This window comes from Bradyrhizobium sp. B039 (genome assembly GCF_038965675.1).
GTDB lineage: Bacteria > Pseudomonadota > Alphaproteobacteria > Rhizobiales > Xanthobacteraceae > Bradyrhizobium > Bradyrhizobium diazoefficiens.
The window spans coordinates 3,724,704-3,739,421 of sequence record NZ_CP152416.1; the positions used below are offsets into that span (position 1 = coordinate 3,724,704).

Sequence of the window (14,718 nt, forward strand, 5' to 3'; positions counted from 1 at the left end):
GGCAACGAACATGAAACAGGCAGAGCCTACCAGGACCAGTGCCGCCGGCGGCGATCTCAGGATCAAGTCGCTGATCGCGCTGATTGACGTCCTGACCACCCTGGTTGCCGAGGAGAATGCGGAGCTCGCCAAGGGCTTGCCCGCCTCGCGCCTGAGGCAGGTGGACGAGAAGAACCGGCTGGCCGAGTTGTTCGAGCGGACGGTCGCCGAATGTGCCGGGGGCAGCACCAGCCTGCACGTCAGGGACATGATCCTGCGCGAGCAGTTGATGGAGCGGATCCTGAAGCTGCGTGCCGCGATGGACGAGAACCTGGTGCGGTTGCGCGCGGCGATCGAGGCCAGCAACCGCCGGATCGAGGCGGTGATGCAGGCGATCCGCGAGCAGATTGCGGCGGTGTCGCCCTATGGCGCCTCGGGCCACGTCGCCGCCGCGCGGACCGTCTCCAGCGGCACCAGCCGGCGCGCCTGACGCAACGAGGAGGTCGCCGCCGTGTCGCTCGATATTGCACGACTGATCGCCTTCAGCGGGCTCTCGGCCACGCAGGTCCAGATCAGCGTGACGTCGTCGAACATCTCGAACGCCGACACGACCGGTTACACGACCAAGACCGCGAACCAGACGAGCAGCGTCACCAACGGCGTCGGCACCGGCGTCACGGTGACCGGCATCACCTCGACGGTGGACAAGCTGCTCCTGAAGTCGCTGATCGGCGCAACCTCTGAACTTGGCGCGGCCGATACCACCAACACTTATCTGACCTCGCTGCAAAGCCTCTATGGCTCAACCAGCACCTCGGACAGCTCGTCGACCGGTACGTCGCTTGCCAATACGCTGGCCGACCTGGAATCGGCGCTGTCGTCGCTCGCGAGCACGCCGAGCAGCGCGTCGCTGCAATCCAACGCGGTGAGTGCGCTCGACGATGTGGTGAGCCAGCTCCGGGAGACCTCCAGCGGCATCCAGAAACTCCGCTCCAATGCCGACAAGGACATCGCATCCTCGGTCGACGACGTGAACAAGAATCTGAAGCAGATCGCCAACCTCAATGCCGAGATCAAGCAGGTCGCAGCGTCCGGCCAGTCGACCGCGGATCTCGAGGACCAGCGCAACACTGCGCTGCAGGATCTCGCCTCGAAGATGAACGTCAGCTACTTCACGGCGTCGAACGGTGATCTTCAGGTCTATACCACCTCCGGCCAGGCGCTGGTCGACAGCACCGCGCATACGATCAGCTACACGACGGCGGCCAACGTCTCGTCGTCGACGAGTTTCAGTGCCATCGCGGTGAACGGCGTCGACATCACGTCCCAGATCACGAGCGGCGATATCGGCGCGCTCGTCACCCTGCGCGACAAGACGCTGCCGGCCGCGCAATCCCAGCTCGACGAGCTGGCCCAGCAGCTCACTTCCGCGCTGAACAGCGTATCCAACAGCGCTTCGTCGGTGCCACCGCCAACCAGCCTGACCGGGACCACGGCGGTCGCGAGCACGGACGCGCTCTCGGCGACCGGCACGGTGCGCATTGCCGCCACCGACCAGAGCGGCAATCTGGTGTCCTATGCCGATCTCGACCTGTCGTCCTACGCGACGGTCGGTGATCTCGTGACCGCGATCAACGGCATTTCCGGCCTGTCGGCATCGGTCGATGCGAACGGCCATTTGATGGTCTCAGCCACCGGTTCAGGCAATGGCGTCGCGATCAACGAGATGACGAGCTCCGTAGGCAGCTCGGGCGAGGGATTGTCTGATTATTTCGGCCTGAACGACATCGTCACAGGAACCAGCGCTGCCGACATTGCGGTCAAGAGCAGCTTCCTCTCAGGCAGCTACGAGCTGCCGCTCGCCACGCTGGATTCGTCATCGACGTTGACCGTCGGCAGCCAGGTGCTGTCATCGGGCTCGGCCACCGTGGTCAACAATCTCTACGACACCCTGACGGGCTCGAGGAGCTTTGCATCCGCGGGTGGCCTCGCCGCATCCACCAGCTCGTTCGCCGACTACGCCGCCACGATCGTCTCGGATGTTGCGAGCAAGGCGTCGCAGGCCTCCTCAACCTATACAGCGAAGGAGACGGCGCAATCGACCTATGCGGATTCGCTCTCCTCGCAGTCGGGCGTGAACCTGGACGAGGAATCGGCGCGGCTGAGCACGCTGCAGAACAAATATTCCGCGGCCTCGGCGCTGATCCAGGCCATCAACACGATGTACTCTGCGCTGCTCAACGCCGTGCAGTCGGGCTGAGGCGGGAGGTTACCGATGGCAATGCGGGTGGCGACCTTCGCGCAGACCAGCTCCTTGATCGCGGATGCGCTGCGCATTCAGTCGGTGATGGCCAACGAGCAGATCCAGGAATCGTCGGGCCAGATCTCGAGCGATTTCGGCGGCTACGGCTCGACTGCTCAGCACGTGGTCAATCTGCAGGTTTCGGTGACGCGGGCGCAATCCTACGTCGACGCCGCGACGCTCGCCGACAGCCGGGTGCAGGTGATGTATTCGGCGGTGGGATCGATGACCGACATGGTCACGCAGTTGCGCTCGCAGCTCAGCGCCGCCTCGACCGGCAGCTCGACCGAGGCGAATTCGGCGATCGCCACCGCGCAGCAATATCTGGAGCAGATGGGGTCGCTGCTGAACACGCAGTATGACGGCCAGTACGTCTTTGCCGGCGGCAGGACCGAGACGGCGCCGGTGGATATCACGAGTTTTGCCACCGGCACAGGCTCCACCGCCACCGCGGACACCTCCTATTACTCCGGCGACGGCGAAATCGCGTCGGTCCGCGTCTCGGCCGACCAGGCCGTGTCCTATGGCGTCGCCGCCGACAATTCGGCGTTCGAGGAGGTGATGCGTGTCCTGAAGTTCGTGGCCAACAGCACCTCGCTGTCGTCCTCTGACATCACCCAGGCGCTCGACCTCGCGAGCACGGCGCTGGACGACACGGTGGCGGTGCAGGCCAGACTCTCCGGTGCGGCCTCGCAGATCGAAACGGCGAGCACGCGGCAGAGCGACTACAAGAGCTTTGCCGAGACGCTGTCGAGCGACCTGACCGGCGTCGACGTTGCCGCGATCACCGCGCAACTTTCGACCTATCAGTCCCAGCTCACCGCTTCCTATTCCGCGCTCGGAAAAATCCTGAGCATGAATCTCGCGAGCTATCTGAAATAGTTGCGCAAAGTCGCTGAGCGCGGGTCCGACGAAGGCGGGCGTGTCAGACGGCTATCGTTCCAGGGTGACTAGCGAGCAGCAATCCAAGATATTTCAGCAGTTGACGAAGCGAACAATTTGGCGCCTGGCCAAAGGTGTGTTGCTGCGAAGCGGAAGGTTGAAGGCAGCGGATTTCAGATAGTTGAAGCAAGCCGAAATCAGCTTCCTGCGCCAACTGAGTGAGCCGAGATCGCGAAAGTTGCGGCAGTGTGATGAGCTTGTTACTCGTTCGCAGACGCTTGGCATCGGCGTTCAGACAGCACAATAACCACCTTGAGGCCGTGAGGCTGGTTGTCCTGCAGCGACAGGGATCCGCCGTGTGCCTCGACGATACTGCTGGCAATCGACAGTCCGAGCCCGAAGCCGCTGGTCTCGTTCATCGTGCGGGCGTCGTCACCCCGTACGAACGGCTCGAGCATCGCGGCCTTCTTGTCGTCCGGGATTCCGGGACCATCGTCCGAGACCTCGATGGTCGTGACCGCGTCTGCGACGGACAGGGCGACGTTCACTTCGCTGCCGAAGCGAATGGCGTTTCCAATCAGATTGGCGAGCGCCCGCCTAATCTCATCCGGCTTGACCGTGAGCGTGAGCCGCGAGGGGCCGTGGTAATGGACCGCGTGACCGCAGTCCGCAAACTCCTCGCATACCATCTGAACGAGTGCCGCGATGTCCACCAGCGTGGGCCTGGCGCCGCTGCCGCCGCGCAGCAGGATGAGAACGGATTCGAGCATCGCCTGCATCTGGTCGAGGTCGCGCAGCGTCTGTGTGCGCTGGGTGTCGTCCTCGATATATTCGGAGCGCAGCCGTAGCCGCGTGATGGGTGTGCGCAGATCGTGGCTGATCGCGGCGAGCATCCGGGTCCGGTCGTTCATTAGCGACGTGATCCGGTTCCGCATCAGGTTCAGTGCCTTCGCCGCCGACCTGATCTCCTCGGGCCCGCTCTCGGGGAGCGGTGCCGAGGACCGGCTCAGGCTGAAGCTCTCGGCTGCCCTGGCAAAGGCCGATAGGGGCGCGCTGAGCGCCCGGCCGGCCCATACCCCGAGCAGCGTAATGCTGATGACCAGGAACAACAGCGTGCTTGCCCAAAGGCCGGTGATAAATCCGGGAATGCTCGGCGTCCTCACTGTCGCATCGAGGACTTCGCCGTCCCCGAGATCGAAGAGGACGCTGTCCTGTTCGGGCGGACGTCGCTGAACGATCTGGACGCGGCCATCGAACGGTGAGGGGATGGCCGTCGTCGGAGTTGCGGACGCGCGAGGCCCGCCCTCCGTCAGTCGAAGTTGCAGGTCAGGAAGGCCGCGACCGATATTCTCAACGAGAACGCGACGTTCGTTTCGCGGCGTCTTGTCGAGAATTCGCACAATCAGCTCGAATTGCTGCAGTGGCTCGTCGGTCAGCAGGCTGGGCTTGGGCCGGCTCACCAGGACATAGCCGGCGATCAGCGCGTGAATCAGCACGAGCGTTGACAGGATCAGCGCGGCGATCTGGCCGCTGATTCGTCGCAGGGTAAAGAGCCTTACGAGCTTGCGGAGCCGGCTCACGCTTCGTCCACCCGCGGCGTGAAAATATAGCCGCCCGTTCTGACGGTCTTGATCATCGAGGTTCCTTCGGTCCTGTCGAGCTTGCCGCGCAATCGGCTCACGAGCACGTCGATGCTGCGCCCGAAGGCGCCGCCCGGCCGCCCGCGCGTCATGTTCAGGAGCGTGTCCCGGCTCAGGATGCGGCCGTGGCGCTCGCAGAAGGATTGCAGCAGGTCGAATTCGGCGCTCGTCAGCGGCACCTGCGCGCCCTCCGGGTCACGCAACTCCCGCATTCGGGAATCGATGATCCAGCCCTCGAATCTCAGGCGGGCCGAGGTCTTTGCCGCGGGCCCCGCCGATCCGCCCAATTGCCGCCGGAGCACGGCGTTGATCCGCGCCAGAAGTTCGCGCGGATTGAACGGCTTTGGCAAATAGTCGTCGGCTCCCATTTCGAGACCGAGGATCCGATCGACGTCGTCGCCCTTGGCGGTCAGAATGATGATGGGCGTCGTGGTATCGACGCGCAGGCGTCGACACAGGCTCAGGCCGTCCTCGCCCGGCAGCATGAGGTCGAGCACGATCAGGTCGACGCGGTTCTGGCTGATGTAGCGGTCCATCTCACGCCCGTTCGCGGCCATGCCGACGTTGAACGAGTTCTCACGCAGATAGCGTGCGACCAGATTTCGTGTCTCTTGGTCGTCTTCGACTATGAGGATGCTCTGGGTGCTCATGGCATGAATGGCGATGTTGCTTGGCGTCGATGCGGGCGGCCGGTCGGTGCCGGAAGACCGCGTTCGAGCCAAACTACCACACGCGGCGAGGGTTTTAAGGTCATTCACGGCTGAGGGCTACCACCGGATCGAAGGATGCGGCGCGCCGCGCCGGGAAATAGCCGAAGAAGATCCCGATCGCCGTCGACGTCAAGAAGGCGGCGCCAATGGAGAAGGTCGAATAGGAGACCTGGAACCCCGGCAGGAGAAGGTTGAGGAGCGCGCCCAGCGCGACTGCGATCAGGATCCCTGCGATCCCGCCGAGCGACGAGATCAGAGTCGCCTCAACGAGGAACTGCTGGAGGATGTCTTCCCGTCTTGCGCCGACGGCCATGCGCACGCCGATCTCGCCGATCCGTTCGGATACGGACACCAGCATGATGTTCATTACACCGATACCCCCGACGACGAGCGAGATGACGGCGATCGCCGCCACGAGGAAGGCGAGGGTCTGCGTCGTGCTGGTGATCGTGCGGCGGATGTCGTCGGTATTGAGGATCACAAAATCCTTGGTGCTGTGGCGCCGCGTGAGCAGCGTGGTGACCGCCTCCTGCGCAAGGTCGGTCGAGACCTCGTCGCTGACGCGCAGCAGGACGCTGCGAAGGGAGCGATCGCCGGTGAACTGGGCCTGCACGGTCGTGTAAGGAAGATAGACGGAGAGGTTCTGGTTGGAGCCAAAACCGCCCTGCTGCTGGGCGATCACGCCGACGACGCGGCATGGCACCTTGCCGACCCAGATCACGCGGCCGATGCCGGCGTTCTGATCGTCGGAGAAGAATGTCCTTCTTGTGTTGTCGTCGATGACGGCCTGACGCTCGATGTTGCGGACGGCGACAGCGTCGAACAGCGCACCCGCCGCGATCTTGGTGCCCTTGACCTGGAAGTAGCTGCGGTCGACGCCGTTCACCAGCACGTTGGATTCGCGGTCGCGGTAGCGCACCGTCGTGCTGGTCGAGACGGTCGGCGTGACGCCGGCGATGAAGGTCTGGCGGTCCAGCGCACGGGCGTCGTCGAGGACCAGCGTCTTGATCTTGCCGGCTCGGGCGTCGCCAAAGTCCTTGCCGGGAAACACCTCGATCGTGTTGGTCCCGAGGTTCGAGATATCGGACAGCACCTTGTTCTGCGAGGCGTTGCCGAGCGCGACGACGGAGGACACGGCCGCGATGCCGATGATGATGCCGAGCATGGTCAGGAACGAGCGCAGCCGGTGCGCCGCCATCGAGAGTAGGGCCATCCGCAGCGTCTCCCGGAAGCGGAAGGCGAGGCCGGACCAACGGCTGGACCTTGTGTCAGGCTTGTCAGCGGGGAGGGAGGCAGCCGCCGTCGCCACGGCGGCGTCGGTGCGCTTGTCCGAAACAACAAGACCGTCGCGCAACTCGATGACGCGGTTGGCACGCTTGGCGACCTCGGGATCGTGCGTGACGATGATGATCGTCTTTCCCTCGCGATGCAACTCCACCAGGATTTTCAGGACCTCTTCGCCGCTGCGGCGATCGAGTGCACCGGTTGGTTCGTCCGCGAGTACGACCTCGGCCCCGTTCATCAGGGCGCGCGCGATCGAGACCCGCTGCTGCTGGCCGCCGGAGAGCTGGTTGGGCCGATGACCGCGCCGCTCGGCCATGCCGAGCCGGGCCAGCAGGCGTTCGGCCCGCGCCTGCCGTTCGCTCGCGGTATCGCCGGCATAGACCGCGGGGATCTCGACATTTTCGAGCGCCGACAGTTCGGAGAGCAAATGGTAGCGCTGGAAGATGAAGCCAAAGTGCTCGCGGCGCAGCGCGGCCAAGGCGTCGGCGTCGAGCGCCGCGACGTCCTCGCCGGCGACGCGATAACTGCCGGAGGTCGCGTGATCCAGGCAGCCCAGGATATTCAAGAGTGTCGACTTGCCCGATCCGGAGGAGCCGATGACGGCGACGAGTTCGCCGCGATCGATGTCCAGCGTCACGTCCGCGAGCGCGGCGACCTTGGTGTCGCCGGTCATGAACTCGCGGCAAATGTGGCTGAGCGCCAGAATCGGTTCGGTCATGTCACGATCCCGCTGGCGGGCCACCTTGCGGGAAGCCGCGGGAGGTCGGCCCACTGTTCGACGATTCTCCGGTGATGACGTGCTCGCCCTCGCTGAGGCCGGACTTGACTTCCACGGTGGTGCGATCGTTGAGCCCGATCTTCACATCGCGCTGGCGGACCTCGCCGGATGTGTCCAGCACGCGAACGGTGTTACGGCCGTCAGGCTGCCGCGTCAGCGCCAGCGCGGGGATCGTCTTGGTGCGCTTGGACTCGCCGATGACGATATGGACCTCCGCGGTCATATAGGTGCGCAGCCGCAATTCGCGGTTCGGCACCTTGAACACGCCGATATAGTAGATGGCGGTGCTGGTGGAACTCGACGACGACGAGCTCGACGTCGAACTCGTCGAGCTGGAGGAGAAGCTCGAATCGCTCTTGATCGATTCCGGCGCCGGCTCGATCTGCTCCAGTGTCGCCTCGTAGCGGTGGTCCTGGTCGCCGAGGATGGTGAAATACACCGCCTGTCCCGGCTGCACCTTGACGATGTCGGCCTCCGAGATCTCCGTGCGCACGGTCATGGTCTCGAGCTGGCCGAGCACGACGATGGTCGGTGCCGACTGCACCGCGTTGACGGTCTGTCCTTCCTGAGCCACGGCGGCAAGAACCGTTCCGTCGATCGGGGCGGTGATACGGGTGTAGTCGAGATTGACCCTGGCGGTCTCGACCGCCGCCTGGGCGCCCGCGATCAGCGCCTCCAGCGCCGCGATCTGCGCGCGGGTCTGCTTCGCGGTGGCGTCGGCGTTGTCGTAATCGCTGCGGGAGGTCGCGCGCTGCGCAAGGGTGGCCTGCTGGCGCGCCAGATTGGCCTCGGCCAGGACCAGCGTCGCTTCCTTCTCGACCTTCTGGGCGCGATAATTGTTCAGCGAGGCCTCCGAATTGCGAAGGTCGTTCTGCTTGGTGACGGGGTCGATCTGGGCGATGACGTCGCCCGCCTTCACGGTATCGCCGACGCGCACGTTCAGGGACGTGATGCGACCGGACACCTGGGCGCCGACCGCCGTGAGCCGCAGAGGTTTCAGCGTTCCGCTGCCGAGCACTTCCTCCCGCAGGTCGCTGACCGTCACCGGTGCGGTGATATACGCCGTCGTCTTCGCCGATCCGCTGCGGAAATGCACGGCGGCGGCGACGCCGATCGCGGTGAGGAGGCACGCCAGCGCGAGCCATGTTCGCGATCCCCTGGCAAGGATGTTCATCGCAGGGCCTCCCGGGCGTGCGGCCCCGTATTGGCGTCGACGATCAGCGGCGTCGCGGCATCGACCGGATCGACCCACCCGCCGCCGAGCGCCTTGGCCAGCGTGACATAGTACTTGGCGATGGCGACCTGGCTTTGGATCAGCGAGTCTTCGGCCGAATAGAGCGAGCGTTCGGCGTCAAGCACATCCAAAAAGTTCGACGATCCGGTCTCGAATAGCGAGCGCGAGAGCCGTGCGGCCTCACGATAGTTTTTCGCCGCTTCCGCTAGCTTGCCGGCGCGTGCCTTCTCGCGCGAGAGCGCCACCAGCGCATTCTCGACGTCTTCGAGCGCGGACAGCAGGGTCGAATGGAAGGTGGCAAAGGCCTGGTCCCGCTGCGCCTCGGCGATCCTGACGGTCGCGTAGCGCTTACCGGCGTCGAACACCGGCACGGTGATGGAGGGGCCGACCGACCAGCTCACGCTGGAATATTTGGCGAGGTCGCCGGCGCGAATCGCCGATGTCCCCACCGATCCCGTCAGCGAGATGCTGGGATAGCGGTCAGCCTCGGCGGCGCCGATTTTTGCGGTGGCCTGCGCAAGCTTGCGTTCGGCGCTCGCGACGTCCGACCGGTTGGTCAGGAGATCAGCGGGAACTCCCGTCGGTAGCGGCATGCGCGGCGCGGGGACCGGCGCCGATTTTGCGAAGAGGCCCGATACTGCAGTCGGAGCGCGGCCGAGCAGGATGCCGAGGCGATGCGTATCGGCGGCGAGGGCCGCCTCGTAGGTCGGAATGTTGGCTTCCGTGCTGGCCGCCTGGGCCGAGGCTTTGGCGAGATCGACGGCGGTGGCGCTGCCGGCCTCGTATTTCGTGCGCGTTAAACGCTCGGTGTCGCGCTGCGAAGCGGCCGTTCGCCTCGCGAGCGCGATGCGCGCCTGATAGCCGCGTGCATCGACATAGTAGGCGGCGACGTCGCCGAGCAGGGTGACGAGGCTATATCTCAGCTCGTCTTCGGCCGACTGTTCGGAGCGAATCGCGGCCTCGATGTTGCGCTGTGTGCCGCCCAACAGATCGAGCTCCCAGCTCGCGTCGAAACCCGCCTGGTACAAGGTGTAGGGGGACGTTCCGATGGCGACGCCAGAAGATCCTGCGCTGCTGGTCTTGTTGTCAGTCACCGAACCCGACCCGGTGACCGACGGGAACAAGCCCGATGCGGTTTGCGCAACCGTGGCTCGCGCCTCGCGGACCGATGCCTTTGCCTTCGCGAGGCTCGGATTTGCTTCCACTGCTTCGCCGATGAGCTGGGTGAGCAGGGAGTCGCGCAGACGAAACCACCATCGTCCGAATTCGCCGGTGCCCCTTTGGTGCCGGGGCGCGTTGGCCCATTGGGTCGGCAGCGTCACGCGAGGCGGCCCCATATAGTCCGGCCCGACGGCGCAGCCGGCGAGCAGGCTCGTAACGATGACGGCGCCGCACAAGCGCTTGGTTGGCGAGGTCAGTCCCGGGCAGGCGCTCTGCTGATGCCGCTCCTTTCTCGAGGGCAAGTCTGTTGCGGTCGGCTGAAAGGGCATCGAAACGGCTGGCGTCCATGTCGTGGGAATGCGGATGAAAATCGAACCGCATTCTGGCGCTTGAAGAGCGAGGTCGGCCTGTTGCCGGACCGGAATGAGGGCCAGTAGCACGCTCACTATGGCCTTTCAGCAGGCGGAATGTTGCTGAATGTAAACAGCGATTGCGACTTGTACGGAGCCGAGACGAGGCGCATGCCTGGCCTCGCCGGCTGCTTCTGCGCCGCTGCCTAGAACGGAAATCCCGGGGAGAGGCCGCCGAGGTCGAAAGCCGGATAGAGCGGCTGCCAGTCGAGCGGCCGGTTATTGTTCTGGCGCGCAAATGAGATCCCCGGAGGAAATGCGTAGTCGGTGAACTTGCGCTCGCCGGGAAGCACCTCGGTCCCGCCGTCCAGCCAGGATCTCTTGGTGACATAGATGCGCGTGTGCGGTCCGGCCTGGTACGAGCGGTTGGGGCCGCGAGGCCCGTAGGCGTAGACATCGGCATTCTCCCGCTGCTTTCGCTCGGCTGCCGTTGCACCATCGATTGCCGCGAGCGACGCGACGAGCGTAGCAATGAGGGCCGAAATTCTTGTCGGGCGTGCGATCGAGATCACGTTTGTCTCTCCGGAATTGACCAAGCCTTCGCGGCCTCTCGCACCGGCGGGCGATCAAGTAAATCGCTCACTTGTTGCGGGACGTTGCCCGCCCAAACCGACAAGCGATCGCGCAGGACGCGCGTTGCAGCCGCCTCTGCTGCTGAAGAGCGTTCTGCGGGCCCTCGTGCAGGCCTGTTCGGGCGTGTCCGTCGCGGCGATAAATCCAAATCGTTAGCAACGATCCAGCAACTTTCGAGCCACACCACCGCCACAGCGTTTTCGTCTCAGAGCGGTCAGTTGCTCGTGAGGTGTGGAATGAAGGTTTGGCGAAATTGGGCGATCGCGGCCGCGATCTGCGGGATCGCGATGGCGGCCTGCGTTGTCATGGTTGGGTTGCCGACAGCCGCGGGCGCTCAGGTGTCGCAGAGTATCGTCGTCGAGGGCAATCGCCGCGTGGAGGCCGAGACCGTTCGCTCCTACTTCAAGAGCACTCCGGACGGCCGGCTCGACCAGGCCGCGATCGACGATGGCCTGAAGGCGTTGATCGGCACGGGGCTCTTCCAGGACGTCCAGATCAGGCGCGCGGGCATGCAGATCGTGGTTTCGGTGGTGGAGAACGCTGTCATCGGCCGCGTTGCCTTCGAAGGCAACAAGAAGATCAAGGACGAGCAATTGTCCGCGGAGGTGCAATCCAAGCCGCGCGGTACGTTCTCGCGCGCGATCGTGCAGTCGGACACGCTGCGGATCGCCGAGATCTATCGGCGTTCCGGCCGCTATGACGTGCGCGTCACGCCCGAAATCGTGGAGCAGCCGAACAATCGCGTCGATCTCATCTTCACGGTCCAGGAGGGCGGCAAGACCGGCGTCAAGTCGATCGAGTTCATCGGCAATACCAGCTATTCAGCCGCACGGCTGCGTGACGTCATCAAGACGCATGAGGGCAATCTCCTGAGCTTCCTCGGCAACAACGACGTTTTCGATCCGGACAGGGTGGAGGCCGACCGCGACCTGATCCGCCGCTTCTATTTGAAGAACGGCTTTGCCGATGCACAGGTCGTGGCTGCACTCACCGAATACGATCCCGAGCGCAAGGGTTTTCTCGTCACGTTCAAGATCGAGGAGGGCCAGCAATACCGCGTCGGATCGGTCGAGTTTCGTTCCACCGTGCCAAATTTCGATTCGGCCGCGTTACGCTCCTATTCCCGGGTCAATGCAGGCTCGCTCTACAATGTCGAGCTGCTCGAGAAGTCGGTCGAGGAGATGCAGATCGAGGCGTCGCGCAGAGGCTTTGCCTTTGCCGTCGTGCGTCCGACCGGCGACCGCAACTTCGAGGCCCAAACAGTGTCCGTTGTCTTCTCCATCGACGAAGGGCCGCGCACCTACATCGAGCGGATCAACGTTCGCGGCAACACCCGCACGCGCGACTATGTCATCCGCCGCGAATTCGACCTCTCCGAGGGCGATGCCTACAACCGCGCGCTGGTCGACCGTGCTGAACGGCGGCTGAAAAACCTCGACTTCTTCAAGTCGGTCAAGATCACCACGGAGCCGGGCTCCTCCAGCGACCGCGTGATCCTGATCGTCGATCTCGAGGAGAAGTCAACCGGCGATTTCTCGATCTCGGGCGGTTACTCGACCTCCGACGGCGCGCTGGCGGAGGTCAGCATCTCCGAACGTAACCTTTTCGGGCGCGGGCTCTACGGAAAGGCGTCGGTGACCTACGGCCAATATTCCCGGGGCGTGACGCTCTCCTTCGTCGAGCCCTATTTGCTCGAGCAAAGGATCGCGCTTGGGCTCGACTTGTCCTATCGCCAGCAAAAGGCGAACAGCTACACCAGTTACGGCGTGACCACGCTGGGGCTCTCGCCGCGCGTTGGCCTCGCCTTGCGCGAGGATACGTCGCTGCAGTTGCGCTACTCGCTCTACCAGCAGCGCATCGAGCTTTCGAGCGCCTACAACAACTGCAACAACAATGCGTCGAATGCCTCGCTGGCCTACAATCCGACGCCCGCCTACATCAAGAACGTGCTTGGCGGCGTTGATCCCGTCTATTCCAGCGACTCCTCGTATTACGGCTACGGCTGCTATGGCGACGGCGAGTCGTCGTTGCCCGTGCGCAAGGAGTTGTCGGACGGCGCGTCCTGGACATCGGCCGTCGGCTACACGCTGACTTACAATACGCTCGACAACAACAAGAACCCGACGGACGGACTGCTGATCGACTGGCGGCAGGATTTTGCTGGAGTCGGCGGCAATGTCAGCTACCTCAAGACCGCCGTTGACGGAAAATACTACGCGCCGCTGGTGGCTGAGATCGTCGGGCTCCTGCATCTGCAGGGCGGGGTGCTCAACAAAGTCGGCGACAAGGATCTCCGCATGCTGGATCACTTCCAGATGGGTCCGAACCTCGTCCGCGGCTTCGCGTCCAATGGCATCGGCCCGCGCGACATCTCCTACGCCAGTTTCGGTGCGACCGGCGATGCGCTCGGCGGAACGAAATACTGGGGTGCATCGGCCGAACTGCAAATGCCGTTCTGGTTCCTGCCGAAGGAGGTGGGGCTGAAGGGCGCGGTCTATGCCGATGCGGGCTCGCTTTGGGATTATCAGGGGCCGACGTCCTGGAGCGCCACGGGCGAGGTCAATTCGGCGGCGTGTCCCACCTGCGGGCTGCAATACGACGACAGCAAGGTCATCAGAAGCTCCGTCGGCGTCGGGTTGATCTGGCAATCGCCCTTCGGTCCGCTGCGCTTCGACTACGCCATCCCGCTGACCAAGGGAAAATACGACACCGTCCAGCAGTTCAGATTCGGGGGAGGGACGTCGTTCTAAGCTGCAACATCGTCGCGTTCGGCCGGGCTTCGGCTGGGCAAATGTTTCTGTACTTGCGAAAGCATTGCGCGATGTTTCCCGAGAGGTGTGGACGCTTGAGAGGACGAAGGCTTGTGGCAATCTGCGGCGGAAGTCGCGAGGAGTGACGACATGCGTAGACTGACCTTGGCATTGATGATCGCGTTCTGCGCGGCGAGCGGCGTTTCGGCCCAACCGTTCCCGCCGCCGCCTCCGCCGCCTGGCCCGCCCGGCTTCGGATCGCCGCCGCCTCCACCGCCGCCAAGGCCCATGCGCCTGCGTTGCGTGGCATTTCCTCCCGGTCCTCCGGGACCACCTCCGATCGTTTGCCGCGCTCCTCCGGCGCCTCCCGGTGCGCCGTGCGCATGCCGCGGCCCGCTCGGCCCGATACCGGGCGTGGTCAGGTAGACTTGCTGCTGCGCCGTCTCTCCCTGCTTGGCCAAAGATTGCCGGTGGCCGGGGAGACAGGTACCGTATGCGCAAACGATGCCGGCCTCTCTGACGGTGTGCAGCTTGCCATCCTCAAAGCGCTGCTCCGAGGTCGTAGCACTCGAACGCGAAGCGCACGCCGTGCTCCTGGCCCAGCCGCTTCATGATGGTCTCGATGTTGACGAAGGAGTTCTCGAAATAGGAATTCTTGCCGCCGTCGAGGAACGGCCTCTCCCAGTTGAACTTGTAGCGCTGATTTCGCCATATTCGACGAGCTTGCAGACGATGAGCAGACGATGCTCATTGGCAAGCATGCGCATCAGGGCGGCCACCCCCTTTGCCTGCCTTTCGAGTTCGTTCGTATTCATTCGGCGCATAACGGTGTTTCATTAGCATTAGCGTGCCAGCGGTCAAATATCGGGGCAAAAATCTGGGTTTGGCCGGTCAATGAATGGCCCGCGATTGAATGGGCGCAGCATATGCATGCGATTTATACTCACATCGCTGAATGAGTATAACCGAAGCCATCGCTCTCCAGGATCTCTGACATACGCCATTCGGGTGACGT

Annotated in this window: 11 protein-coding genes; 5 read left to right on the forward strand and 6 right to left on the reverse strand. The window is 63.9% G+C overall.

All coding sequences use genetic code 11. The features are described 5' to 3' along the window. The first annotated feature begins 10 nt into the window (after positions 1 to 10). The 3 genes from AAFG50_RS17280 to AAFG50_RS17290 are packed head-to-tail and all read left to right on the forward strand — an operon-like array spanning position 11 to position 3,163. Positions 11 to 469 (forward strand): hypothetical protein, encoded by a 459-nt coding sequence (locus tag AAFG50_RS17280; protein WP_028170780.1) that lies wholly within the window; start codon positions 11 to 13, stop codon positions 467 to 469. A 21-nt stretch (positions 470 to 490) separates the two neighbouring features. Next, entirely contained in the window at positions 491 to 2,239 is a 1,749-nt protein-coding gene (gene flgK, locus AAFG50_RS17285; RefSeq protein ID WP_028170781.1) for a flagellar hook-associated protein FlgK, read from the forward strand. A 15-nt stretch (positions 2,240 to 2,254) separates the two neighbouring features. Continuing rightward, positions 2,255 to 3,163 carry a flagellin gene (locus tag AAFG50_RS17290; RefSeq protein ID WP_028170782.1) on the forward strand — a complete coding sequence of 303 codons (909 nt, stop codon included), beginning with the start codon at positions 2,255 to 2,257 and terminating at the stop codon, positions 3,161 to 3,163. A 260-nt stretch (positions 3,164 to 3,423) separates the two neighbouring features. Here AAFG50_RS17290 and AAFG50_RS17295 read toward each other — a convergent pair whose 3' ends face one another. The 6 genes from AAFG50_RS17295 to AAFG50_RS17320 all read right to left on the reverse strand — a co-directional run bounded on the left by AAFG50_RS17295 (position 3,424) and on the right by AAFG50_RS17320 (position 10,892). Then, positions 3,424 to 4,743, reverse strand: coding sequence for an ATP-binding protein (locus AAFG50_RS17295; protein ID WP_028170783.1), 1,320 nt, complete (start codon positions 4,741 to 4,743; stop codon positions 3,424 to 3,426). Further along, positions 4,740 to 5,453 (reverse strand): response regulator, encoded by a 714-nt coding sequence (locus tag AAFG50_RS17300; RefSeq protein ID WP_038966216.1) that lies wholly within the window; start codon positions 5,451 to 5,453, stop codon positions 4,740 to 4,742. The genes AAFG50_RS17295 and AAFG50_RS17300 overlap by 4 nt, the downstream gene beginning before the upstream one ends. Positions 5,454 to 5,553: 100 nt before the next feature. Beyond that, complete coding sequence (locus tag AAFG50_RS17305; protein WP_028170785.1) at positions 5,554 to 7,515, reverse strand: MacB family efflux pump subunit; 1,962 nt, start codon at positions 7,513 to 7,515, stop codon at positions 5,554 to 5,556. A gap of 1 nt (position 7,516) precedes the next feature. Continuing rightward, positions 7,517 to 8,749, reverse strand: a complete 1,233-nt coding sequence (locus AAFG50_RS17310) for an efflux RND transporter periplasmic adaptor subunit (protein WP_028170786.1) — start codon at positions 8,747 to 8,749, stop codon at positions 7,517 to 7,519. Next, positions 8,746 to 10,272 carry an efflux transporter outer membrane subunit gene (locus AAFG50_RS17315; protein WP_311995518.1) on the reverse strand — a complete coding sequence of 509 codons (1,527 nt, stop codon included), beginning with the start codon at positions 10,270 to 10,272 and terminating at the stop codon, positions 8,746 to 8,748. The genes AAFG50_RS17310 and AAFG50_RS17315 overlap by 4 nt, the downstream gene beginning before the upstream one ends. A 254-nt stretch (positions 10,273 to 10,526) precedes the next feature. Beyond that, positions 10,527 to 10,892: a hypothetical protein gene (locus AAFG50_RS17320; RefSeq protein WP_049832366.1), complete on the reverse strand. Its 366-nt coding sequence runs from the start codon at positions 10,890 to 10,892 to the stop codon at positions 10,527 to 10,529. A gap of 348 nt (positions 10,893 to 11,240) precedes the next feature. Here AAFG50_RS17320 and bamA point away from each other — a divergent pair, with 348 nt between their 5' ends. Both bamA and AAFG50_RS17330 read left to right on the forward strand, forming a co-directional pair. Beyond that, the gene (bamA, locus tag AAFG50_RS17325) at positions 11,241 to 13,703 is read left to right on the forward strand and encodes an outer membrane protein assembly factor BamA (protein ID WP_231166729.1); all 2,463 of its coding nucleotides are present in this window, start codon (positions 11,241 to 11,243) and stop codon (positions 13,701 to 13,703) included. Positions 13,704 to 14,446: 743 nt separating this feature from the next. Further along, a complete protein-coding gene (locus AAFG50_RS17330; protein ID WP_162185832.1) occupies positions 14,447 to 14,662 on the forward strand; it encodes a hypothetical protein in 216 nt (71 codons plus the stop codon). Positions 14,663 to 14,718 lie beyond the last annotated feature (56 nt).

Coding starts and splice junctions, on each gene's coding strand:
- AAFG50_RS17280 (WP_028170780.1), top strand. CDS start 11: ATGAAACAGGCAGAGCCTACCAGGACCAGTGCCGCCGGCGGCGATCTC.
- AAFG50_RS17290 (WP_028170782.1), top strand. CDS start 2,255: ATGGCAATGCGGGTGGCGACCTTCGCGCAGACCAGCTCCTTGATCGCG.
- AAFG50_RS17300 (WP_038966216.1), bottom strand. CDS start 5,453: ATGAGCACCCAGAGCATCCTCATAGTCGAAGACGACCAAGAGACACGA.
- AAFG50_RS17305 (WP_028170785.1), bottom strand. CDS start 7,515: ATGACCGAACCGATTCTGGCGCTCAGCCACATTTGCCGCGAGTTCATG.
- AAFG50_RS17310 (WP_028170786.1), bottom strand. CDS start 8,749: ATGAACATCCTTGCCAGGGGATCGCGAACATGGCTCGCGCTGGCGTGC.
- bamA (WP_231166729.1), top strand. CDS start 11,241: ATGGCGGCCTGCGTTGTCATGGTTGGGTTGCCGACAGCCGCGGGCGCT.
- AAFG50_RS17330 (WP_162185832.1), top strand. CDS start 14,447: ATGCTCATTGGCAAGCATGCGCATCAGGGCGGCCACCCCCTTTGCCTG.